This is a genomic window from Domibacillus antri, from assembly GCF_001936625.1.
Lineage (GTDB): Bacteria > Bacillota > Bacilli > Bacillales > Domibacillaceae > Domibacillus > Domibacillus antri.
Genome location: NZ_MSDU01000004.1, coordinates 1 through 24,064, shown reverse-complemented (window position 1 = coordinate 24,064; position 24,064 = coordinate 1). Strand labels below are relative to the sequence as shown.

The following is a 24,064-nucleotide window of genomic DNA, read 5'->3' as shown; positions in this document are numbered from 1 at the left end:
ATAACGGGTGACTTTGCACCCGGCTCTCCCTACTGGATGACGTTCAGGAAAGCACTCAGAGGGGATGTCGCGGCAGGATGCACTCCCGGCTCTCAGCAATAACCGGTTCTCTGTGAAATGCAAGTTCCTGCAACTTTTTCCTCGTCAACGTGTTGTATGATCGAAATTCATTAAATTTTCATGACGCCGCCTGTATTAGCGGATGTAACAAGTTTTGAATAACGGGCCAGCCAGCCTTTTTTAATTTTCGGTTCAGGCTGTACAAAGTTCGTTTTACGTGCTGCCAGTTCTTCATCTGACACATCGACATTTAACGTGCGGTTTGTCAGATCAATAATAATTTTATCACCATTTTCGATGAATGCAATAGGCCCGCCTTCCGCTGCTTCCGGTGAGACGTGACCGATTGAAATACCGCGTGATGCTCCGGAGAAACGTCCGTCTGTCATCAGCGCCACTTTTTTATCAAGTCCACGTCCGGCAATAGCGGATGTTGGTGTCAACATTTCCGGCATACCCGGACCGCCCTTTGGTCCTTCATAGCGGATGACAACGACATGTCCTTCTTTTACCGTGCCGTTATTAATATTCTCAACGGCTTCATCCTGCGATTCAAAGACGATTGCTTCCCCTTCAAATGTTTTAATCGAAGGGTCCACTGCACCGACCTTAATAACGCCGCCGTCAGGAGCAATGTTTCCGTACAGAATGGACAATCCGCCGACTGGACTGTATGGATTTTCTTTCGGACGAATAACGTTTGGATTCGTAATTTTTGCATCTTTCACATTTTCATATACGGATTTGCCTGTAATCGTAATCCGGTCTCTATCAATTGCGCCTTCAATTGAGCAAAGCTCGTTAATGATCGCGCTGATACCGCCGGCTGCATGTACATCTGCCATTGTGTAGTCAGATGCCGGGCTGATTTTCGACAAATATGGAATCCGTTTTGCCACTTCATTGATACGATTTAAATCATAATCAATTTCCGCTTCACTTGCAATGGCTAATGTATGAAGAACCGTGTTTGTTGAACCGCCCATCGCCATATCGAGTGCAAACGCGTCGTCGATCGCTCGTTCCGTTACGATATCGCGCGGCTTCAAGTCATTTTCAATTGCGTTCATCAAGTGCTGTACCGCTTCTTTAATCAGACGGTGACGCTCATTTGATGTCGCGACGATTGTCGCGTTCCCCGGCGGTGTTAAGCCAAGCATCTCCATAAGTGAATTCATGGAATTAGCTGTGAACATACCTGAACATGATCCGCATGTCGGACATGCATTCGCTTCAATATCAGCAAGCTCTTCAGCTGACATTTTGCCTGATAGGTGAGCACCGACTCCTTCAAATACAGAAACAAGTGAAAGCGGCTTGCCGGTTGAAGATGTTCCGCCTTCCATCGGTCCGCCTGAAACGAATACGGACGGGACATTTGTCCGAACGGCAGCAATCAGCATACCCGGTGTAATTTTGTCACAGTTTGGAATGTAAAAAACGCCATCAAACCAGTGAGCATTAACGACAGTTTCGGCTGAATCCGCAATCAACTCACGGCTTGGAAGTGAATAGCGCATTCCGATGTGGCCCATTGCAATTCCGTCGTCAACACCGATTGTGTTGAATTCAAAAGGAACGCCGCCTGCTTCGCGAATCTCCTGTTTGACAACTTCCGCAAATTTATTTAGGTGGACGTGACCCGGAATAATGTCAATATACGAGTTGCACACACCAATAAACGGTTTGTGCAAGTCCTGCGTTTTCACGCCGGCTGCATAAAGCAAACTTCGGTGCGGGGCGCGTTCGATCCCTTTTTTGATCATATCGCTGCGCATTGTATCTCCTCCAAGATGACTGGCCATGCATGTATTTATTCATGCTTTTGACGTAGAATTATATATTCTTTAATCTGAAAATTAAGTTTATATTGTGGTCAATGATATCGTTCTTTTCCACTTTGGTCAACACCTTTTCTGTTAAATTTTCTGACAAGAAGCAATTATTTTTAAAGGACGAAAAATGAATGCGTTTACAATATAAAAAAACAAAAATTGGCTGTCTCTTACAATATAGAGACAGCCCTATCGACTTAAAACCACTCATTCCATTTTTCTAAAATAACATCGTACCAATGTTCCTCTTCAGGCTGCGCATTGGCATCAATCGCATCCACATCAAATGATGTTTCACCAATATAAGGAAGTATTTCTTCAACGATCTCCCCAAATAAAGGAACGGCACCATCCGAACTGTTGCCCGATAAGTAATTTGTGTCACTTACTTTTTCCACGCCTACCCAAACAGCGCCAACCAAATCGGGGGTATAGCCGACAAACCATTGATCCTCTGTTCCTGTTACACCTTCAATCGGTACTTGTGTGGAGCCTGTTTTACCGGCAATGTCAATGCCGTCAACCTGCGCCCGCTCTCCAGATCCGCGTTCCACCACACCAAGAAGCATCGATGTCATTTCATCTGCTACTTCTTCCGATGTTACCTGTACTTCTTTCGGTTCCCATTTTGGCTTAATCTCCCCCTCCGGACCGACGATTTTTTGTATAAAAAAGCTCTCTTTCCGGATACCCCTATTTGAAAAAGTCGTGTATGCTTCGGCCATTTCAAGCGGGGAAACACCTTTCTTTATGTCACCAAGTGCAATTCCGAGTGTTTCATCCCCTGTCTCCAAGCCAAATCTGTTTAATGCGTCAAGCCCTTTTGACAAACCGATTTGATCAAGCAGCCAGACGGCCGGGATATTCAGCGATTTTTCCACTGCCCGATACATGGGCACTTCGCCTTCATATGTGCCGCCAAAATTTGTTGGTGAATACGGTTTTTCCCCTCCGCCGAACGACATTTTTTCATCCACCAGCATATCCGTCGGTTTGTATCCTTCCTCAAGTGCAGGTGTATACACAACGAGCGGCTTAATGGACGACCCAGGCGATTTTTTCATTTGTGTCGCAAAACTGAACCCGCGAAATACGTGTTCACCGCGTCTGCCGACAACAGCGAGGACCCCCCCTGTTTTTGGGTCCATTAAAACCGCCGCACTTTGCGCGCCCTCTCCGTTTACACTAACCGGAAAAGTAGAGCTGTTTTCATATACGTCCTCTAATCCTGATTGGACATCCTGATCTAGTGATGTGTAAATGTTGTAGCCTTGTGTAAGCAGATCATCCTGCGTCAGGCCAAAGCGGGAAATCGCTTCATTGATAACCGCATCCGAATAATGCGCGTACTTTCCTTTTAATGGATCGCCGCTCGTATCTTTTAACGTTACGCTTTGACTGGCTGTTTCATCTGCTTGCTGCTGTGTGATATAACCATATTTCACCATTTGATTTAAGACAACTTGTCGCCGCTCAAGCGCATTGTCCATATGGTCAATCGGGTTGTATCGCGATGGAGCTTTCACCATTCCGGCAAGCATCGATGATTCCGCTCTTGTTAAATCCGATACATCTTTCCCGAAATATTTTTTTGATGCGTTTTGTACGCCCCATGCGCCGTTTCCAAAATAACTTGTGTTTAAATACATTTCCAAAATCTCTTCTTTTTTGTACACTTTTTCGATTTCAATCGCGAGAAATAATTCTTCTATTTTCCTGCGATATGTTTTTTCCGGTGATAAAAGAGCGTTTTTCGTCAATTGCTGCGTAATCGTGCTCGCCCCCTGAACACGTGATCCGGCCATGACATTTGTGAACAAAGCCCGAAAAATCCCTTTCATGTCAAAACCGCCATGCTCATAAAAGCGGTTATCTTCTACAGCAACGAACGCGTCCTGCAAATGTTCCGGCATTTTATCAATCGATACACTGTCCGTCCGATTAGCGGAAAGCTTGCTTGCAGCTTCTCCTTCACGGTCATAAATAATGGTCGACTGGGACAGCCCCTGCTTTAATGTTTCCACGTCCGCTGATTTCATAAAATAAAAACCAATGGCTAGCCCGACAAGCAAGACGACAGCAGCGAGCAAAATCGTAATCTGCGTCATATGAAACTTGCGCCAGACTTTTTTTATAAACCTCATTACTGCTTTCATTTGCTATATTCCCTTCTAAAAAAATACGGTACGGCCTGTTCTCATTTTAAGCACATTCCGTCAAAATGCAATGAAAAAGCCTGAAAACCGGCGTATGTTCCTATACGGCTAAGGCACATAAAAAGTTACGTTTCCCTCATTTCTAAGCGACTAAAAACAATCGATATCCTGGCAAAGTTCCCTTCAAAAAAATAAATAACCGTAACGGGAATGTCCTTTTCTCCGGAAGGCATCCAGCCCGCTTCTCAACCGGTGGCAATGCGGGATACAGCGAAATAAAACGATCGACCAAAAAGCCGGCCGGCGGCGTGGAATGGAACACTATAAAGAAATAATAAAATAAGCGGGGGCATTATGCCCCCGCTTATTTATTTTGTTCTATTTTCTTTTTATCATCATCGTCTTCCATGACATTTTTCATACCGCGTTTAAACTCGTGCAATGTCTGGCCGGCCGCTCTGCCAAGCTGAGGAAGTTTCGATGGTCCGAATAATAACAGCGCCACAATGAGAATGATTGCCACTTCGCCAAATCCAAGATTCATTATGCGTCAGGCTCCTTTGCTGTGAATGTGCGTAACTATTATAATCGAAAAACACCATTTTGAAAACAAAAAGGGAGACGAGCTTCTGCTCATTTCCCTTTTTTCAACATTACACTTCTGCCCGCTGACGTTTAATATTGTTTTTCTTTTCCGTTTCAGCAACGTAAACCGCACACGCAGCATCACCGGTAATATTGACCGCTGTACGAGTCATATCAAGCAGCCGGTCAATCCCGATGATAAGACCGATCCCTGCTACCGGAAGTCCGACGCTGCCAAGAACCATCGCCAGCATGATCAAGCCTACGCCCGGCACCCCCGCCGTTCCAATACTGGCAAGTACAGCCGTTAACACAACAGTTGCCAGTTCACCCATTGTTAATTCAATGCCATATGCCTGCGCGATAAACATCGTCGCAACACCTTGCATGATCGCTGTACCATCCATGTTAATGGTCGCGCCAAGCGGCTGAACGAATGAACTAATTGGTTCAGGAACTTTCAAGCGTTTTTGAGCGGTCTCCATTGAAACTGGCAGTGTTGCATTACTGCTTGATGTACTGAAGGCTACGCCCATTGCCGGCGCAAAATTTTTAAAGAACCAGAGCGGGCTCTTTTTTGCCAAAAAGGCAATCGTTCCGCCGTAAGTAAGTACAGCATGGATAAATAGTGCTGCAAGAACCACTAGCATATAAGAACCCATTGCCACAATGGCACTCCATCCTTGTGAACCAATCGCTGTCGCAATCAAGCCAAACGTGCCGTATGGAGCAAATTTCATCACAAGTCCGACAAGATACATCATAATCTCATTGCCCTGTTCAACAAGATTTAATATCCCTTTTGTTTTATCACCAAGCGCTGTTAAAGCAAGACCGATAAAGACCGCAAAAACTATTAACTGAAGCATATTTCCTTCTGCCATCGCATTAATCGGGTTTTTCGGGATAATATTCATTAATGTCTCACTGACAGGCGGCGCTTCCTCTGCAGAGAATTCAGCCCCTTCTGTATCAAAATTACCGGCAGATCCCGGCTCCACAACAGCTGCAAGCGCCAGGCCGATAATAATGGCGATACAAGTAGTCACTATGAAATAGGAAACCGTTTTTAAGCCAATACGGCCTAATTTTTGCGGATCGCCAAGGCCGGCAGCACCAACTACGATAGAAAAAAATACGAGCGGCACGACAAGCATGCTGATTAAGCTGAGAAAAATTTGACCGATTGGAACAAATAAATACGTGTTTAACACCGTAAATACACCCGGTGCAGCTAAATTTAAGATTAAGCCGACAACGGCACCTAAAATGAGTGCGGCAATTATTTTCATCGTTAAGTTCATTTTTCACACAAACTCCATCTTAATTAAAAAAATGAAAAAAAACAAACGTTGTGTTTTAAAAATCATGCCCATTTCTTCAATTCACATAAACAAATTATTTTCCGGCTATGTTAATATGAAATACATAGTATATAAAATCGGCTTCAAATCAATTAGGGATATAGTTCTATTAATTTAGTATTAAATTTGCGTGTGCATTTTAAATTTTAATGCTTAATCTTGTGAGAAATGGGTATAAAAAAGTATAACCGCCACATCAAAGGGGTCAGCAGTCATGAAAAATAAAACAATATTATTCCTGTCACCGGTCAATCATCTCAGCATGATGGCAGAAGGATGGGCCGCACGTTTAAATGAGCCGTCCTGGAATGTCATCAGTGCATCGTGCACGAAAGCCGATTACGATGACTTGCCTGTTGAAGCGATGAAAGAAGTAAATATTGACATCAAGAGCCATACACCGCGATCGCTTAAACCACAGCTCGTCAAAGAAGCTGACGTTGTCGTTGCGATCTATGATTTTCAGCGTGACAGTTTACCGGCGCTTCCAATTGAATCAGAACGAAAGGTAGTGCGCTGGAATATACCAAACCCGGTACACTGTGAACAAATGCCCGAACGATGGGCTGCTTACCAAATCGTATGCGATGAACTTGCTGTTAAAATGCAAGAGTTAAAACGAGAATTAATATAAACCCGTCTTCGGAATACGTATTGCCGAAACGGGTTTTTTTTGAAACTTCTTGTCCTGTTTTTACGTACAAAGAGGGGAAAGGCAGGGATGATGCAGATGGAAACGAAGGAAGCCTTATTAACGGAACTTGAATTAATTGAACGGTGGGAAAATGATCAAAAAGGGTTGTGGATTTGGGATAAGGCGGCCCGCCTTCCTTTTGCTCTTTTAGACCGGGTGACACCCGCATTTATTCAAAAACGAATCAGTGCATTGCTGGATGAAATCGGTTATTACATTCAAAGCGGCGGCAAATATTTAACGAAGGAACGCAGTATATTAAAGAAACTCGAACGCCATGCAGAAACGCCTGTGCATACGATTGAAGATGCCGCGCGTGTCCCGCTGAAAGCAATGGATGAAACCGCATTGTCCATTCAAAAATCCCATGCGGGCGCTGCGACTGTGCAAGGTGCGGCAACCGGTGTCGGCGGCTTTTTAACACTCGCTGCTGATATCCCGGCAACATTGGCTATCTCATTAAAAACTTTGCAGGAAATTGCGGTTTCATATGGATATGATCCAAACGAACGTGAAGAGCGTGTCTTTATCATAAAGTGCCTTCAGTTTACGTCGTCGGACATCGTTGGGAAAAAAGCCATTTTAGAGGAGTTGTCTGATTATGCTAACCGAAACAGCAGCAAACAGATGATTTCCCATTTGCAGGGCTGGCGTGAAGTCGTCCTTTCTTACCGTGAACAGTACAGCCTGAAAAAGATCTTCCGTCTTGTTCCTGTCGTCGGCATTGTATTCGGCGCCATTTCAAACCGTTCCATGATTGAAGATATTGCGGATGCCGGTATGATGCTTTACAGGAAACGCCGCATATTAGAACGGCTGCATGCTCAAGAAACCAAAAACGAATCTGAATATCGCATTTAATGCGGTTTCTCAGATTCGTTTTCTTTTGCTAACTTTTCAATTTCATGTTTGTCTCCATATAAATAAAGCTTGTCGCCTGCCTGAATGGTCTCTTCACTCAGCTCTTTCCGTATATTGACTTCCCCACGCTGAATGAAAAGCAGATTGATATCGCGGCTCTGTTCAGTCATTTGCGTTACGCGTAACCCGCACAAGTGTGAATGTTCTTCAACAGAAATATCCGTGACTATATCATCTTTATTCAAAAATAACGCTTCTTTAATCGGCAGCTCCGAAAGATCAAGATTTTTTTTCATTTCGTAATCAAATCGATGCTGCAGCCATTTTTTCGTCATCGGTGTTTTTCCGGCAATAAAAATGACCAGCAGCACCCCATTAATCATTATCAGCTTATTTAACCGCAGGTCATCCGATAAAATATTCGTGATGGCGGAAATAATGACCGCCAGTGAAAAGGCACCGAATAAAATAAGGAACATGCTGATGCGGCGGCGGACCGGATGATCAAGAATCAACTGTGATTCATCCGTCGTAAAACCCGTGCTCGTCAGCATCGACACCGCCTGATAACGCGCCACCTCTTTTTCCAGACCTGTCAGCATAAACGCAATAACGGAAATTTCTATGACAAGAGCGACAATCAAAAAATAAAGCAGCATAAATAATATGCCCATGCCGTTGCCTTCTTTCTATACAGTTGTGTACCCTCCCCCTTCCCGCCCTCTCAATTATTTAAACATATTTCCATATTTCCTCTTTATCCCTTCTTTTCCATACGTAAAAACGGTGATTCTGCCATCTACCACTGTTTCAATATGAACCGGCTTTCCCCATAGGGTATAAATGTGCGGCATCGTATGTTCCAAATAACTGAGATCAAGCTCCACTCCTTCATACGAGTGAATGATATACAGCTCGCCAGCCGTCAAATAGTCACCGTCCGTCACACTTAAATGCGGAAAACTGCCATTTATTTTCGACGATGTTAAATGATCGCGTATATTTTCCCAGTTCTTCTCAGAAACGGTCCAATGAATCCCTTTTTTTTCAAATAAATATATTTCTTCTTGTTCCACAAACTCCTTTGTCAAATAATTGCGTAAAAAGGAAATATCCGACTCCATCGCGCGCACATCAAATATTTTTTCACGGCTGCCATATTGTTCTTCAATATGTTCGTACAGCTTCACCCCGACATAATATGGGTTTAAGCCCATTTTCGATGGCTGTACCACTTCCGCATTTAAACGGGCATACTCAATGGCTTCTGATTCCGGCAAATCAAGCTCGCGCATGATCCGCATATGCCAGTATGAAGCCCATCCTTCATTCATAATCTTTGTTTCCATTTGCGGCCAGAAATAAAGCATTTCCGACCGGACAATCATAATGATTTCCCGCTGCCAGTCCTCCAAAATCGGGCTGTTTTCGGCAATAAATTTTAGTAAATCTTTTTCGAACAGAGAAGTTTCTTTTCCGTTCTCTTCTTCCGTTAAAGGCTCCCACAAATCATCGTACAGTTGCTTTTTGGGAGTAGGCGGCGAGTGATCGCTCCCGCCAATTTCTCCGTTCGGGTCCACATGTTCTTCAATGGACAACACGGCATCTAACAGCGGCTCCACCCGTTCAATCCCAAGTTCATCCGTCAGTTCCTGAATTCGTTCCGCAGCGGCTTCCATCGCTGTTTCCATTTGGCGGTTCGTCTTTTTAAAATGCGCATTATTTTTAAAAAAGTCAGAGTGGGCAAGCACATGCGCCACAATTAATTTATTTTGAACAAGCGAATTCGTATTTAATAAAAAGGCGCTGCATGGATCGGTATTGATGACAAGTTCATATATTTTACTCAGCCCCATTTCATATTGAAGCTTCATTTTATAAAACCGTTTTCCAAACCGCCAGTGCGAAAAGCGGGCCGGCATTCCATAAGCACCGAATGTGTAGATGATATCAGCCGGACAAATTTCGTAGCGCATTGAATAAAAGTCGAGACCAAAACCGGCGGCAATATCCGTGATTTCATCAATTGCATATTGAAGTTCGTCTTGTTTCATCCGCCATCCCCCCTGATTCATTTTATGCAGAGGGAAAATAAACATGAAAAAAGAGAGACAGAAATGATCTGTCCCTCTTTTCATTACTTCAGCATGTTTTGAATTCGTTCCATGAACTGCGCCTGCACGCGCTCAAGCTTTTCAGACACGCCTGTGAACGATTCATCCTTTACGCCAAAATAAAACTTCACTTTCGGTTCTGTACCGGACGGTCTTGCACATACCCATGTACCGTCTTCCAGGAAGTACTTCAGCACATTCGATGACGGCAGTTCAATGGTTTCAACCGCATTTGTCGTAACAATTGTCCGTTCTCCTGTCTGATAGTCTTCTATGGAAGAGACCGTGATACCGGCGATGTCCGCCGGCGGCTGTTCACGCAGCACTGAAAGAAGTGTACGGATCTGTTCCGCGCCGTCTTTTCCTTTCAATGTAAGCGACTGCAGTCCTTCTTTGTAATAGCCGACACGCTCATATAAATCCATGAGTGCATCGTGAAGTGTCCTGCCCTGCTGCTTATAATACGCACACGCTTCGACAGCCATAATCGCCGCCTGCACAGCATCTTTGTCACGCGCGAAATCGCCGATTAAATAACCATAGCTTTCTTCATATCCAAATAAAAACGTGTACTCTCCTGTTTTATTGTATGTTTCAATTTTTTCGCCGATAAATTTAAAGCCGGTCAGCACGTCTTCACATGAAACACCATATTGTTCTGCCGCAGCACGTCCGAGTTCGGAGGTGACGATCGTTTTAAAAATACGCCCGTTTTCGGGAAGTGTCCCTTTTTCTTTTTTACGGGATAAAATATAATCGACAAGCACCGCCCCTGTTTCATTTCCCGTCAACAGCACGTAGCCGCCCTTTCCGTCTTTAACAGCAACACCAAGCCGGTCAGCGTCCGGATCTGTCGCAATTAAAATGTCAGCGTCCACTTTTTGTCCATCACGGATTGCCAGTTCGAACGCTGCTTTTTCTTCCGGATTCGGTGATGTAACCGTCGAAAAATTCGGGTCCGGCTGTTCCTGTTCCGCGACGACGGTCACCTGTTGATAACCGAGTGCTTTGAGAGCCTGACGAACCGGTTTATTGCCGGTTCCATGCAGTGGGGAAAACACAATTTTAAGATCCGTTTCTTTCGCTGCCTGCGGCCATTCAGAAATGGTGACAAGCTTTTCCGCATAATCGTCGTCCATATTAGAGCCGATCATTTGAATCAATCCCTTATCTTTTAAAACGGACTCTTCTTCCACTTGAATGCGCAATTCGTCCCTTGCCGCGTTCACTTTTTCAATAACGCGGTCGGCCGCTTCCGGCGCAAGCTGTGCACCATCCGGGCCATATACTTTATAGCCGTTATATTCAGGCGGATTGTGGCTCGCCGTAATCACAATTCCGGCGTACGCATTGAGCTGACGGACCGCAAAGGACAATTCAGGTGTCGGACGGAGTTCATCGAATACATATGTTTGAATGCCTGCAGATGCAAGCGTTTTCGCGCTTTCAATCGCAAATTCAGGTGATTTATGACGGGAATCGTATGCGATGGCGACACCGCGTTTTTTCGCTTCCTCGCCCTGCTCTGAAATGTAAGCCGCAAGACCGGCGGATGCTTTCCGAATGGTGTACACATTCATGCGGTTTATTCCCGCGCCTATTTCACCACGCATTCCGCCTGTACCAAACTCAAGATTTTTGTAAAAAGCATCTTCTAAACTTTTTTCGTCCGTTTCCATCTTTAGAAGCAACTCATTCATTTCTTGATCAAGCGCCGGATGCTTTTTCCACCGGCTGTACTCTTCTTCCCAGGCCACAGGCAATCCCTCCAAACTCGTATTTCCTCTATCATACCATCTTTTTACGAAATTTTACAGCTGGAATAAAGCGCACAATGTTTTACTTTTTAGAGCTTTTAAGACTATAATGCTATTGTTCAGAAATTAAATCCATTATAGGCAGGGAAAACAATGCTAAAAAAAGACAATTTGCTTTTTACCGCATGGGCGGCGTCTTTTACAGCGATGCTCGGCAGTCTTTATTTTTCAGAGATTGTCGGCTACGAACCGTGTGAACTTTGCTGGTATCAGCGTATTTTTATGTATCCGCTCGTCCTTATTTTAGGGATTGCCGTGGTGAAAAAAGAAACAAACGCCGCAATTTACTCCTTAACCCTTTCCGGGATCGGCGGACTTATTTCACTGTATCATTACGGCATTCAAAAAGTAGACTTTTTGACTGATACAGCTCCCGCATGCGGGCGTGTTCCGTGCACAGGCATGTACATAAACTGGCTCGGCTTCATTACGATTCCGTTTTTGGCACTTACCGCATTTACAATCATCTTTATTGCCAGTTTATTGATTTTCAAAGGAAAAGGAGAGTAAACGTTGAAAAGAGTCATTATTTTTGCGGTGGTTCTCGTGTTGATTTTTGGCGCCATCGCCTTTATTACGCAATATCAGAAAGAGCAGGCATCAGAAGGGAACCCATATGAAAAAGACGATCTACATACGGAAACAGTACAACAGCTGGATGATCCAAACTATCAAAATATCGTTCTCCCTGATGATCTGAAGGAAAAGCTTGAAAACGGAGAAGATGCAGTTGTCTATTTCTACAGTCCCACGTGCCCGCACTGTCAGGAAACAACACCTGTATTAATGCCGATTGCAGATGACGAAAATGTAGAAGTTCTTCAATATAACTTACTAGAATTCGAGCAAGGCTGGGAAGATTACAACATTGAATATACGCCGACACTCATTTATTTTGAAGGCGGTGCAGAAAAAGACCGTCTTGTCGGCAGTCAGCCGGAAAGCGAGTGGCAATCGTTCCTAGGTCAAACGAAAGAACAGCAGTAACGTAAAAAAGCTTTCCTTTGCCAACGGGCAAAGGAAAGCTTTTTTGCTTAAATAAATTCAGCCGGCGGCCGTTCTATAAAAAACGAGAGCGGGAAAGGAAAAACAATGTGATAGCTGCTGAGCGTGTCAACACTTTCCATAAACAGCTCTTCATACGACAACGAAATGTGGGCTGTTTCAAGAATAGAGATGATTGTGTTGAGCGCTGTAATGACACGGGAAGCATCCTCTAAAGATTCGACATGCTGCAGCGCTTCTTCATCAATATGAAACAATTGCTCCGCTTCCATCCTATCACCCATCAGCGAATCAATATACCGTGGAAATACGTGTTGCGACATGTACGTACTTAAACTTTTTATTTTTTCTTCCTGTTCAATTGTAGAAGACATGATCATCGTCATGAAACAGCCACCTTTATTTGCAGTCTCTTATCAGAATACCATACAATCGAACAAAGTGTACAAATTTAATGCCCAATTTCTCAGAAAAAGGTGAATAAAATGAAGACAAGTCGACAAGGTACGATGTTTTCGGTTTATATTCCGAATGATTGGAATGGACTAACCGCGGAAGAATTATTTTTAACCGTCTGGCGGCTGCCTAAAAAGCTGCTTCATCGCTGGCGGATGGACAATCTTGTCACGTTAAACGGAAAACCGGCAGACTGGCGTATGCCAATGCCGGCTGGTTCACGATTGTCCCTGCCATTTTTTCAGCCTGGGCCGTTCAGTACCGACCCGGTTTATCCATCCCCTTCCATTTTGTATGAAGACGATCATATGATCATCGCGGATAAGCCCGCTGGAATGAAAACACATCCGAATGACGCAAGCGAGACGAACACTTTGCTCAATGGCGTTTGTTATCACGTTTCCCTATCAGGCGGCACAATGCCCGTCCGCCATGTTCACCGTCTGGATGAAGGCACGAGTGGTGCTGTGTTATTTGCCAATCATGAAGCTGCCTATTCCGTTTTTTCACGCCTGCTTGAAGAGAAAATCATTTCAAGAACGTATTATGCCGTTGTAACAGGAAATAGTAAAAACACCGCAGGAACCATTAATCAGCCCATCGGCAAAGACCGTCATCATCCCACACGGCGGCGCATTTCACCGACTGGTCAAAAAGCGGTCACACACTACCGGGTACTGGCAAAACAAGGTGAATTTTCACTGCTCGAATGCCGTCTTGAAACAGGGCGCACTCATCAAATCCGTGTTCATCTTGCATCGATTGGCCATCCGATTGCCGGCGATTCTCTTTACGGCGGTTCATCCCAATTCGATTACCAGCTGCTTCATGCGGCAAAATTAACCGTTCCCAATCCTTTTACAAATGAACGCATAACAGCCGTTGCACCCGTACCTGCTATTGTAAAAAAACTTTTTTTTTCGACACAATTCGAGTAAAATAGGTCCGTTGTTCATTTTTAACATATAGGAGGCCTTCACGGTGTTCAAAAACAAAAAAGATAAATTTTCTGTTCTGCTGGATTCGATTGCAGCAAATTTAAAAGAAGGAGCGTATTATTTCGCCGATTATAAGATTCAAAACGCAGGTGATTTAAAAATTTTTTCTGATGAAATGAAGCGATTCGAGTCGCAGGGCGATACCTTTATTCATCAAACAATTAAAGAATTGAATCACACTTTTATTACACCCATTGAACGTGAAGATATTTTAGCCTTGGCTATGAGTATGGATGATGTCCTGGACGGGCTGGAAGAGACAGCAGCGATTTTCGAAATGTATTCCGTGACGAAGGCAGACGAATACATGCTGAAATTTGTCAATGCCATTCGGTCATGCACAGATGAAATTGAGAAAGCCATAGAGCTGCTGACGCTGAAGAAATTACCGGATATTCGTACCCATGCCATTAAAATCAAAGAGTACGAAACCGTTTGTGACGGCGTATTACGCCAATCCATTAAGCATATCTTTACGATTGAAAAAGACCCCATCCGCCTAATTAAAATGAAAGAAATTTACGAAAACCTTGAAGAAATTGCGGATTCTTGTCAGCATGTCGCCAATACATTGGAAACAATCATCATGAAAAACGCGTAAGGGGCATTAAACGATGGATACTTTATTTATCATTACGATTCTTATCGTTGTTTTCGCTCTTGCATTTGATTTCATTAATGGGTTTCACGATACCGCAAATGCGATTGCAACAGCTGTTTCAACAAAGGCACTCACACCACGCCGGGCCATCATTCTTGCCGCGGTCATGAACTTTATCGGCGCGATGACGTTTACCGGAGTCGCCAAAACGATTACGAAAGACATCGTGGACCCTTTTATGCTTCAAAATGGATCTGTTGTCATTTTAGCTGCTTTAATTGCGGCGATCTTCTGGAATTTACTCACCTGGTACTATGGTATACCAAGCAGTTCATCACATGCTATTATCGGTTCCATTGCCGGTGCAGCGATTGCAGCAGCTGGCTTTCAAGCCCTTAATTATGAAGGGTTTTTCAAAATTTTACAGGCGCTGCTGATTTCGCCTCTTCTTGCTTTTGCCGTCGGATTTATCGTATACAGTCTATTTAAGGTTATTTTTAAAAATCATAATTTGGCAAAAACAAACCGGAATTTCCGTACGTTTCAAATTTTAACCGCTGCACTTCAATCATATACACATGGTACAAACGATGCTCAAAAAGCGATGGGTATTATTACAATGGCGCTGATCGCCAACAATTATCAGGAAACAACAGACATTCAATTCTGGGTTCAATTTTCGTGCGCGCTTGCGATGGGTCTAGGCACATCGATTGGCGGCTGGAAAATTATTAAGACCGTCGGCGGAAAAATTATGAAAATCCGTCCTGTGAACGGCGCGGCAGCGGATGTATCGTCAGCGTTGATCATTTTTACAGCGACACTCATTCATTTGCCAGTCAGTACAACGCATGTTATTTCATCCTCCATTCTCGGCGTTGGTTCCGCCCACCGTGTAAAAGGGGTGAAATGGGATACCGCGCAGCGGATGCTGGTTACATGGGTAATTACCCTGCCGGTCTCCGCAACGATTGCGGCCATTTGCTATTATATTTTAATTCCATTTTTTTAAACCGAATCCATTATTGGATTCGGTCTTTTCATAAAGCTCTGCAACGATAATCAAATTCAATTTCTTGACGAATGGTTTTATTTTGATTAAAGTGAAAAGCGAATGCTACTTACGAAAAGTGATTAATGAACGATTCTTACCTTGTAAAACAAAGGAAAAGATGTACAATTTAGGAGGCTTTATTCGATGTCAGATTTTTTTGAGGTTGCATCAAGCCGCCGGTCGGTCAAAGTGTACGACCCGCAGGCTGAAATATCGCAAGAAGAATTAACAGAGCTGCTTCAAACAGCCGGCCGCGCACCATCAGCGTGGAATTTACAGCAATGGCATTTTCTTGTTTTTCATGGAAAAGACGTGCAGGAAAAGTTGCTGCCCATCGCCTACAATCAGAAGCAAATTGTTGAGGCTTCTGCTGTTATTTGTATTCTCGGCGATCTGGAGGGCTACCAAAATATCGATCCTGTTTTCGATCCGCAGGTGGAAGCGAATGAAATAACACCGGAATTAAAAGAAATTTTGGCCGGTCAAATTAACGGTGCTTACAAGCGTGCGGAATATCCGCGTGATGCAGCTATTTTGAACTCTTCGCTTGCCGCGATGCAATTTATGCTTGCCGCCCGCGCAAAAGGGTTCGACACATGCCCGATCGGCGGCTTTAATGCATCCGCTCTCGTGGAGGCATTTGACGTCCCGAAACGTTACTTGCCGACAATGCTGATCACAATTGGCCGTAAGCTTGAAGAAGGCCGCCCGACAGACCGCATTCCGGTAGAAAATTTAATTACGTTCGCAAAATAAGCCTAAGCCGTCTCGGAATCGAGACGGTTTTTTTCATTAGGAACGTGAGAAATCCCATCGATCGCGGCCATTTCTTTTTTCATGCAAATCCCCCACTTGCGTCCGGCGCATAAAAGGAATAGTATTAAACATGGATTTTTAAATGTTCGTATTTTGGAGGCGTTTTTTATGTTTAAACTATCTGAACACGGCACAACGGTAAAGACGGAATTACTCGCCGGACTGACCACGTTTTTAACAATGGTCTATATCGTTGTCGTTAACCCGCTTATTCTGCATGATGCAGGTGTTCCATTTGAACAGGTCTTTACGGCAACGATTATTGCGGCAGTTGTCGGAACGCTCTGGATGGGGCTGTTCGCCAACTATCCGATTGCTATAGCACCCGGTATGGGCATGAATGCGTATTTTGCCTATTCCGTCGTCGGTTCCCACGGCGGCATTACGTATGAAACCGCATTTGCCGCTGTATTCATTTCCGGTTTACTATTTGTCCTTTTATCTTTGACACCGCTTCGTGAAAAATTAATTGAAGCGATCCCGGAAAACTTAAAGCATGGCATTTCAGCCGGTATCGGACTTTTTATCGCGTTTATTGGCCTTCGGTTAACAGGCATCATCGCGGCTGATCAAAATAATCTCGTTAAACTCGGTGATCTGCACAGCCCGTCCGCCCTTCTTGCTTTATTTGGTCTTGCGGTTACGATTATTTTAATGGTGCGCCGCGTGAACGGTGCGCTGTTTATCGGCATGATCGCGACTGGTACGGTGGCTTTTTTTACCGGGCAGCTGTCCTTTGAAAATGGCTTTATTGGTACGCCGTCGATGCCGGAAGGACTTCTGGCCGGCAATCCCGTCACGGCGTTCAGCGATGTTATTCAGCATGGATTGTATGCCGTTGTCTTTTCGTTTTTACTCGTGACGATTTTCGATACGACCGGCACGATGATCGGTGTGGCACAGCAGGCCGGATTAATGAAAGGAAATACGATGCCGCGCGCACGCCAGGCTCTTCTGGCTGACTCTGTTGCGACATCAGTCGGCGCCATGACCGGCACAAGTCCGACCAGTGCGTACATTGAATCATCAACCGGTGTTGCAGCAGGCGGCCGTACAGGATTAACCGCCGTAACGGTTGCTGCTCTCTTTATTGCCGCAGCCTTTTTCGGGCCGCTCGTATCAGCGGTTTCCGGCATTTCCGCCATTACCGCTCCGGCACTTATTATTGTCGGCTGCTTAATGATGGAAAGCGTCGCAAAAATTAAATGGAATGAACTCGAGGAAGCATTCCCGGCGTTTCTCATTATTTTAAGCATGCCGCTCACTTCCAGCATAGCCACCGGTATTGCGCTTGGATTTGTTTCTTACCCGCTCGTTAAAATCGCGCGCGGCCGATACAAAGACGTGCACCCGCTTGTCTATGTTTTCGCAGTGCTGTTCTTTTACCAGCTCGCTTTTCTTCCTCATTAAAAAGGAAGAATGTTTGAACTTATCAGCTATTGATGAGAAAAACGGCGCAATGCCCCTAAAAACAGGAGGTATTGCGCCGTTTTTTGAAATAAGCGGACTGATCGTAAATGAACAACAGAGATTTCCCTTTACGTTTGCCCCCATTTTTTACATGCCCTTATCCTCTTTCAACCTTAGCAAGCGGTTCAATGGCCGGGCCTTCAATAACGGCGCCGTCATAGGAATATCTCGAACCGTGGCACGGACAGTCCCATGACCGTTCAGCGTCGTTCCATTTCGTTTCGCACCCCATATGTGTACAAGTTGTATCGACAAGATAACAGCGTCCCTGCTCGTCTTTATACGCCCCTGCTTTTTTGCCGTCCACGACGACAATCCCGCCTGAATCCGGCTCAAGATCCTCAACGGTTTTTACCGTTCCGATCAGCTTGCCGCCAATCAATTCTTTCGCCACCTTTGCATTTTCCATCGCAAATGTTTTTACATCCGCCGGCTTTAACTTTAATCTCCCCGGATCATACAATTCCGCAAACCGGTTTTCACGCCCCATTACAAGATCCGTCAGCAAATGGGCCGCCGCTGTTCCGGTTGTCATTCCCCACTTTGCATAGCCCGTTGCGACCAAAATATGTTCATGACCTACTCCTATATACGGCACCCTGTCCAGCGTAATTAAATCCTGTGCAGACCATCGATATACTAGGTCTTTTACACCAAAATGACGATCCGTAAAATCACTGAGCTCTTCATAATGCCGCATCGTTTCCCGATCGCTTCGTCCGGTCGGGTGATTTTCACCGCCGACGATGAGAAGTTTTTCTCCATTTTCCATTGTTGCATAGCGCAATGACCGCGTTGGTTTATCCGCACTGATATACATCCCTTCTTCCAGCTGCCGGTCACTTTTCACGCCGATCGCATACGAGCGTTCAACATGTAATTTTGAAAAATAAAATCCGTCAAAATCATTAAATGGAAAATGCGAGGCAACAATGATGTATTCACTTGAAACAGTATAGCCGCCGGTCGTGTTCACCTTATTTTGTTCGATTGATTCTGCTCTTGTCTCTTCAAAAATGTGCACATCGTCAGCCATATCACGAATGAGTGCTTCCAGAAATTTGACCGGATGAAATTGTGCCTGATCACGCATAACGATCGCTTCTTCCACTTTAAACGGCAGCTTCATTCGCGCTTCCGTACCGGCAAGTCCTCCGTTAATCCCGAGAATTTCGTACGCATTGATCTCTTTTTCAATTTGCGCCATCGTTTCTTTCGTTTCGGCATACACGTAAGCATCCTGCACCGTAAAATCACAGTCGATGGCCAGCTGTTCCGTTGTTTTTTTAAAAAAAGCAATAGCTTCTTCGTTTGCTTCATAATATAACCGGGCTTTTTCTTCGCCGACAGTTTTGATCAGTTCATCGTACACAAGTCCGTGCTGTGAGGTCACTTTTGCCGTTGTATAACCGGTCGTCCCATCCATGAGCTTCCGCGATTCAAGCAGCGCTGTTTTTTTCCCTTCTTTCGCCAAAAGCCATGCCGTGATGATCCCTGTTATCCCCCCGCCAACCACCGTCACATCAACGGTTATATCCTCGTCAAGCGGCGCAAATGTAAGCGGCGCCCGGTGATCTTTCCAGTATGACTTCGAATGTTTCGGAATGTGCATGATCATCCTCCTAAAATGGTTCATGCTATTTGTATACCCATGACCGCCCAATTTTATCCAAGCAAAAAAAAAACAACCATGAAGGCTGTTCTTAAATCTCCCACTCGGTCAAATTTTGACGCGTGTGTGTTGGTTTTATTTCGTGCCGCTCCAGATGATGGGGCTGTGTAACACCCGTGTGGACAAGCAGCGTATCAATGCCGATACTAATCCCCGCACGAATATCGGTATCATAGTAATCGCCCACCATGATGGTTTCTTCTTTCGTCGTTCCTAAAACCTCGAGTGCCTGCTCCATAATGACCGGCTCTGGTTTGCCGATGAAAATAGGCTGTGTTTCTGTGGAAACAGACACGACTGATGTGAGTGAGCCATTTCCAGGCAAGAAGCCGCGCTCGGTCGGGATGGCGATATCACCATTTGTAGAAATAAAGCGGGCACCATTTCGAACGGCTAAACAGGCAACAGCTAGTTTTTCATATGTAATGCCTCTGTCAATACCGGTCACCACATAATCCGGATGTTCGTGTGTCACGACCTCGAGTCCTTTATCCGCAAGGGCTTCGAGGATTCCGTCTTCTCCGATGACATACACAGATGCTCCCGGTTTTTTATCATGAATGAACTGTGCCGTGGCGCGTGACGTCGTAAATACATTTTGCGGCGTGGTGCGGATGCCCATTTTGACAAGCTTATCTGCCACTTGTTCCGGTGTGCGTGATGAATTATTTGTAACAAATAAATACGGGATACCCGCATCGTTCAAGCGGTCAATAAATTCCGGTGCACCCGGGATAATGTCGGTACCGAGATACATCGTCCCATCGAGATCGATTAAGTAGCCTTTATACTTTGTCATTCGTTTTCTCCTTCTTCCGGTAAAAATGCGGAAACGGGGCCGAGTTCGTTTTCTAAATACGCACGGACACGTTTCGGAAAATCTTTGACTTCTTTTTTATTGGCGATTAACAGTGCCGTCATTTCATCGTGTGAGATATTGGTGTAATCGCGTACGAGCATTTTGCGCAGACCGATCACATCTTTCAGCGGGGCTGCCTGTTCAGGTTTAATCACTTTTTCATCTTCCATAATATCAATGATATCTTCGTAGCTGCCGGGATCACGCATAATAAAGCCATCAATCATCGCATTGCCGGCATCGATGATCGATTCTACAACAGTTTGGGCAATCCGCTCAAGCGCGGCCCGTTCGATGGGGGTGATCCAGACGCGCTGCGACTCAAATAAGTTGAATTGCTCTTCCATAAAACGGAGCGTTGCTTCCATTTTTTTTCGGTCAATAAAATACACAAGGCATCCATCCTTTCCGCTCCTATTGTAACATGTGGTACAATGATTGAAAATGAACGAGTGGAGGATCATGAATGAGTGAACGTTTTTTTCTTTATGATGAAAAGGATACAACGACAACCCGATTTGTCAGTTTTGCCGGTGAACATGCGCGGTACGATCTTGCCCTGATGCAGACGGACCGCTACTACGGGAAACGGGTTGTCATTAATTTACAGGGACGTACATATGCGATTATTGGCCGCGACGATTTGGACGAGCCCGGCTACATTGAGTATGCGTTTGATTTAAGTGAAGAAGAAGCGGCAGAACTAAAAGAGTTTTTGTATGAGGTTATTTAATTTAAGGAGAAAAACCGGCTTAGTTGGCCGGTTTTTTTGGTACGCTGGAAACGGGCAGCTTTTTTAAAATAAAGTAGCCGCAGCCGAAGTTGCAGTATTCGAGCAAATAATCACGTATCGTTGAGAATTTGTTGTCGTATGTCGCTTTTTTGTTCGCATCATCGAAAAAGCCTTTCAGCCGCAGCTGTCCGTAGCCCCAATCGCCGACGATATAGTCGTATTTAGACAAAATGTCGCTGTAGCGGGCACGGAAGGCTTCTTCATTAAAGCCTTCTGTCCGCTCTTCCAAAATTTCGTAGCTGTCATTTTGAATAATAATCATTTCGCCGCCTGAGCCTCGCCCTGCTCATGTTTCGCTTTTGCCGCTGCGTTTACCTGCTCGTCGGCGTGGTAAGAAGAGCGTACCATTGGACCGGCTTCACAATGGCTGAACCCTTTCGACATGGCAATTTCGCGCAGTTCCGCAAATTCGTCCGGATGATAATACTTTTGCACCTTCAAATGTTTTTTCGACGGCTGCAAATACTGGCCGATCGTCATAATGTCCACGTTGTTCGCGCGAAGATCATCCATTACTTCGATGATCTCTTCCTTCGTCTCGCCAAGGCCGATCATTAAACTGGATTTCGTCGGGATGTCCGGCTGCATTTCTTTCGCTCTGCGCAAAAATTCAAGCGAGCGGTCGTATTTCGCGCGCGCGCGGACTCTTGGTGTTAAACGGCGCACCGTTTCGATATTATGGTTTAAAATATCCGGCTTCGCATCCATGAGCATCTTCAAGTTTTCTTCGATACCGCCCATGTCGGATGGCAATACTTCAATTGAAGTAAACGGATTTTTCCGGCGGATCGCACGGACCGTTTCCGCAAATACATAGGCGCCGCCATCTTTCAAATCATCACGCGCTACCGCTGTCACAACAACGTGCTTCAAGTTCATTTGGACAATGGAATCCGCAACACGTTCCGGCTCCTGCAGATCAAGCTCTGTCGGCAAACCTGTTTTAACCGCACAAAAGCGGCAAGCCCGCGTGCAGACGCTGCCAAGGATCATAAATGTCGCCGTACGGCGGACAGCCCAGCATTCATGAATATTTGGGCATTTCGCTTCTTCACAGACGGTATGCAACTGCTTTTCGCGCATCATTTTTTTCAAGCCTGTATAGTTTTCGTTCGTGTTCAGCTTTATTTTTAACCATTCCGGTTTACGCAAATGTTCTTCTTTCGTGCTCATTTTTCCATCTCCAATCAGCTTCCTGTATACCGCTACTTTATCATAATTATCATTTGGCGGCAAAATTAAAATATTCTCCTACACTTTGTGTTCAAGAAAAGCTTTTTACAGCAAAATAAAAAAGCGTCTAAACCTGATAAATCATGGTTTGACGCTTTTCCAGAGGCTGGTATTATATCATGCCACCCAGATTTGCCAGCTCTTCTTGAACTCACTTGCTTTCTTATCCAAGAAAATATCGATGCTGCTACGTGGTTACACTATGACCTTTATAAACAGTTTCCCATTGTTCTAATGGTTTAAAACCATATTCAATATACATTATCCTATATGTATCACGGTTTCGTTTAGAATGGCAGACTGCTCCCTGTCCGCCTTCTTATAAAAGAAAATCATGGTGGCGTTATTCTGTTCATCACTGAGTGTTTGTATGATCAAATTAAATGCCTCATTTGAAAGAAAATCTTTTTAATTCTTCATTATTTCACGTTCATTTAAAGACTGAACTGGACGATGGTTATCAGGGAAAATTTGTTGGAATGCTTGAATTTGTTCTTTCGACATTTCAATCGGCTGTTCCAAAACAATCCACTTTACTTCTTCCGTACAAGGAGGCGTTGTTAATGAGCCATTATAATAGAAAGAGGCTTGATTCTCAGGGAGTAACGTATGTAAGTCCAATTCTTTTACAGAAATCCCGTTCTCTGTTTCCTCCTTCGGTAACTTCTCCCAAACAGATGCCAGGTTTTCGTTTTCTTTTCCTTCTCGAATCATCACTCCAAGTACGGCAAGCTCTCCATTCGCGTTTTGATGGACAAGGTGCAGTTCCATATCTAAATGGCGGCCATTAAATTGATGCTCGCTCGGTGTATGGAAATGAAGTTGAACCAGGTTATATTCTGATTCTTCAACGGTCATGCGGTTGTCTGTGCCTTCCGCATTCACCTGTATGGTATGGCCGTTATGAACGACTGAAAAAGAGCCCGGTGCATAGTGCGTTTCAATATTTCCTGATCTTTCACTTGTTTTTACTTGACTAAATTCGATATTGACCGGTGATTGTTCACTACCATTCATGCAAGCAGCGTAAGAGGCATCCAGTTTCCCCCATTGATCAGGACCCGTTTCCCCTTCTTTGTAAGACCAATGAACATCGGAGGCTTTTTCTGCTTGATTTCCCTGTGTTTGAGCAGGCTGGTCCTCTTCTGTCTGTGTTTCCTTCGTCTGATCTGAGCAGGCTCCCAGTAAAAAGCTGACGGAAAGAGCTGCAATTAGGTAAGCATACTTCGATCTCATTGTGAGCACATTCTCCTTTCTGTTTTATGCTTTGTTCATTAGAAACAATATCAAAAAATTTAAAACATTCAAGCATGATCCATTAAAAAATAGTTAATTTTTGAAATACAGTTAGAAAATCCTCTTTTATGGACGATAGACTGAACGAATGTATGAGTTCCTTCCGGGTTCATTAAGACTAGTTACAAAAGCATTTGGGCGCTGTTTTTCTGCAGATTTCGTCTTGCTTTGCCCACTCGGCATCCCGCGTATCCACCCATTTTTTACCGCCCATCGAAACAAACTTTTACCCCGCCTTTTCAAAAATCGCTTCTTGAGCACTTACATGAAGGAACCCTACCCTATTCACCACCTCTTCATTATGCAAATCAGAACCACCAGTATA

24 protein-coding genes are annotated in these 24,064 nt (G+C 44.5%); 10 read left to right on the top strand and 14 right to left on the bottom strand.

Annotated features, from left to right (window positions below; genetic code table 11):
* Positions 1–170: 170 nt before the first annotated feature.
* The 4 genes from ilvD to BTO30_RS02195 form a co-directional block, all read right to left on the bottom strand.
* A complete protein-coding gene (ilvD, locus tag BTO30_RS02210; RefSeq protein ID WP_075397093.1) occupies positions 171–1,838 on the bottom strand; it encodes a dihydroxy-acid dehydratase in 1,668 nt (555 codons plus the stop codon).
* A 254-nt stretch (positions 1,839–2,092) separates the two neighbouring features.
* Positions 2,093–4,051, bottom strand: a complete 1,959-nt coding sequence (locus BTO30_RS02205; protein WP_075397092.1) for a transglycosylase domain-containing protein — start codon at positions 4,049–4,051, stop codon at positions 2,093–2,095.
* 364 nt (positions 4,052–4,415) lie between these two features.
* Positions 4,416–4,595 carry a twin-arginine translocase TatA/TatE family subunit gene (locus BTO30_RS02200; RefSeq protein ID WP_075397091.1) on the bottom strand — a complete coding sequence of 60 codons (180 nt, stop codon included), beginning with the start codon at positions 4,593–4,595 and terminating at the stop codon, positions 4,416–4,418.
* A 109-nt stretch (positions 4,596–4,704) separates the two neighbouring features.
* Complete coding sequence (locus tag BTO30_RS02195) at positions 4,705–5,940, bottom strand: dicarboxylate/amino acid:cation symporter (protein WP_075397090.1); 1,236 nt, start codon at positions 5,938–5,940, stop codon at positions 4,705–4,707.
* Positions 5,941–6,214: 274 nt separating this feature from the next.
* Between BTO30_RS02195 and BTO30_RS02190 the strand changes: the two genes are divergently transcribed.
* Both BTO30_RS02190 and BTO30_RS02185 read left to right on the top strand, forming a co-directional pair.
* Positions 6,215–6,634: an arsenate reductase/protein-tyrosine-phosphatase family protein gene (locus tag BTO30_RS02190; protein WP_075397089.1), complete on the top strand. Its 420-nt coding sequence runs from the start codon at positions 6,215–6,217 to the stop codon at positions 6,632–6,634.
* A gap of 90 nt (positions 6,635–6,724) precedes the next feature.
* Positions 6,725–7,555: an EcsC family protein gene (locus BTO30_RS02185; protein WP_075397193.1), complete on the top strand. Its 831-nt coding sequence runs from the start codon at positions 6,725–6,727 to the stop codon at positions 7,553–7,555.
* On the opposite strand, the gene BTO30_RS02180 is transcribed toward BTO30_RS02185, so the two are convergent.
* The 3 genes from BTO30_RS02180 to BTO30_RS02170 all read right to left on the bottom strand — a co-directional run bounded on the left by BTO30_RS02180 (position 7,552) and on the right by BTO30_RS02170 (position 11,426).
* Positions 7,552–8,229, bottom strand: a complete 678-nt coding sequence (locus tag BTO30_RS02180) for a TrkA C-terminal domain-containing protein (protein WP_075397088.1) — start codon at positions 8,227–8,229, stop codon at positions 7,552–7,554. The two genes, BTO30_RS02185 and BTO30_RS02180, sit on opposite strands and share 4 nt — an antisense overlap.
* A 54-nt stretch (positions 8,230–8,283) precedes the next feature.
* The gene (locus BTO30_RS02175; protein WP_075397087.1) at positions 8,284–9,609 is read right to left on the bottom strand and encodes a SpoVR family protein; all 1,326 of its coding nucleotides are present in this window, start codon (positions 9,607–9,609) and stop codon (positions 8,284–8,286) included.
* An 83-nt stretch (positions 9,610–9,692) separates the two neighbouring features.
* A complete protein-coding gene (locus BTO30_RS02170) occupies positions 9,693–11,426 on the bottom strand; it encodes a phospho-sugar mutase (RefSeq protein ID WP_075397086.1) in 1,734 nt (577 codons plus the stop codon).
* 153 nt (positions 11,427–11,579) lie between these two features.
* On the opposite strand from BTO30_RS02170, the gene BTO30_RS02165 reads away from it, so the two are divergent.
* On the top strand, positions 11,580–11,996 hold the full coding sequence (locus BTO30_RS02165) for a disulfide formation protein C (RefSeq protein WP_075397085.1): 417 nt from the start codon (positions 11,580–11,582) through the stop codon (positions 11,994–11,996).
* Positions 11,997–11,999: 3 nt separating this feature from the next.
* Positions 12,000–12,473: a thioredoxin family protein gene (locus BTO30_RS02160; RefSeq protein WP_075397084.1), complete on the top strand. Its 474-nt coding sequence runs from the start codon at positions 12,000–12,002 to the stop codon at positions 12,471–12,473.
* A gap of 47 nt (positions 12,474–12,520) precedes the next feature.
* On the opposite strand, the gene BTO30_RS02155 is transcribed toward BTO30_RS02160, so the two are convergent.
* Positions 12,521–12,877 carry a DUF5365 family protein gene (locus BTO30_RS02155; RefSeq protein ID WP_075397083.1) on the bottom strand — a complete coding sequence of 119 codons (357 nt, stop codon included), beginning with the start codon at positions 12,875–12,877 and terminating at the stop codon, positions 12,521–12,523.
* Positions 12,878–12,976: 99 nt separating this feature from the next.
* Between BTO30_RS02155 and BTO30_RS02150 the strand changes: the two genes are divergently transcribed.
* The 5 genes from BTO30_RS02150 (at position 12,977) to BTO30_RS02130 (ending at position 17,826) form a co-directional block, all read left to right on the top strand.
* Complete coding sequence (locus BTO30_RS02150; protein ID WP_075397082.1) at positions 12,977–13,885, top strand: RluA family pseudouridine synthase; 909 nt, start codon at positions 12,977–12,979, stop codon at positions 13,883–13,885.
* Positions 13,886–13,928: 43 nt separating this feature from the next.
* Positions 13,929–14,546, top strand: a complete 618-nt coding sequence (locus BTO30_RS02145; protein WP_075397081.1) for a DUF47 domain-containing protein — start codon at positions 13,929–13,931, stop codon at positions 14,544–14,546.
* Positions 14,547–14,559: 13 nt separating this feature from the next.
* Positions 14,560–15,558 carry an inorganic phosphate transporter gene (locus BTO30_RS02140; RefSeq protein ID WP_075397080.1) on the top strand — a complete coding sequence of 333 codons (999 nt, stop codon included), beginning with the start codon at positions 14,560–14,562 and terminating at the stop codon, positions 15,556–15,558.
* Between the two features lie 186 nt (positions 15,559–15,744).
* Positions 15,745–16,356, top strand: coding sequence for a nitroreductase family protein (locus BTO30_RS02135; protein WP_075397079.1), 612 nt, complete (start codon positions 15,745–15,747; stop codon positions 16,354–16,356).
* A gap of 168 nt (positions 16,357–16,524) precedes the next feature.
* Positions 16,525–17,826 (top strand): NCS2 family permease, encoded by a 1,302-nt coding sequence (locus BTO30_RS02130; RefSeq protein ID WP_075397078.1) that lies wholly within the window; start codon positions 16,525–16,527, stop codon positions 17,824–17,826.
* 157 nt (positions 17,827–17,983) lie between these two features.
* On the opposite strand, the gene BTO30_RS02125 is transcribed toward BTO30_RS02130, so the two are convergent.
* The 3 genes from BTO30_RS02125 to BTO30_RS02115 form a co-directional block, all read right to left on the bottom strand.
* A complete protein-coding gene (locus BTO30_RS02125) occupies positions 17,984–19,498 on the bottom strand; it encodes an FAD-dependent oxidoreductase (protein ID WP_083632253.1) in 1,515 nt (504 codons plus the stop codon).
* 91 nt (positions 19,499–19,589) lie between these two features.
* A complete protein-coding gene (locus BTO30_RS02120; protein WP_075397076.1) occupies positions 19,590–20,357 on the bottom strand; it encodes a TIGR01457 family HAD-type hydrolase in 768 nt (255 codons plus the stop codon).
* The gene (locus BTO30_RS02115) at positions 20,354–20,809 is read right to left on the bottom strand and encodes a DUF86 domain-containing protein (protein ID WP_075397075.1); all 456 of its coding nucleotides are present in this window, start codon (positions 20,807–20,809) and stop codon (positions 20,354–20,356) included. Before BTO30_RS02115 ends, BTO30_RS02120 begins: the two co-directional genes overlap by 4 nt.
* 74 nt (positions 20,810–20,883) lie before the next feature.
* Here BTO30_RS02115 and BTO30_RS02110 point away from each other — a divergent pair, with 74 nt between their 5' ends.
* Positions 20,884–21,150, top strand: a complete 267-nt coding sequence (locus BTO30_RS02110; RefSeq protein ID WP_075397074.1) for a DUF3055 domain-containing protein — start codon at positions 20,884–20,886, stop codon at positions 21,148–21,150.
* A gap of 19 nt (positions 21,151–21,169) precedes the next feature.
* On the opposite strand, the gene BTO30_RS02105 is transcribed toward BTO30_RS02110, so the two are convergent.
* The 3 genes from BTO30_RS02105 to BTO30_RS02090 all read right to left on the bottom strand — a co-directional run bounded on the left by BTO30_RS02105 (position 21,170) and on the right by BTO30_RS02090 (position 23,679).
* The gene (locus BTO30_RS02105) at positions 21,170–21,472 is read right to left on the bottom strand and encodes a YutD family protein (RefSeq protein ID WP_075397073.1); all 303 of its coding nucleotides are present in this window, start codon (positions 21,470–21,472) and stop codon (positions 21,170–21,172) included.
* Complete coding sequence (gene lipA, locus BTO30_RS02100; RefSeq protein ID WP_075397192.1) at positions 21,469–22,383, bottom strand: lipoyl synthase; 915 nt, start codon at positions 22,381–22,383, stop codon at positions 21,469–21,471. Before lipA ends, BTO30_RS02105 begins: the two co-directional genes overlap by 4 nt.
* Positions 22,384–22,851: 468 nt before the next feature.
* Positions 22,852–23,679: a carbonic anhydrase gene (locus BTO30_RS02090; protein WP_075397071.1), complete on the bottom strand. Its 828-nt coding sequence runs from the start codon at positions 23,677–23,679 to the stop codon at positions 22,852–22,854.
* Positions 23,680–24,064 lie beyond the last annotated feature (385 nt).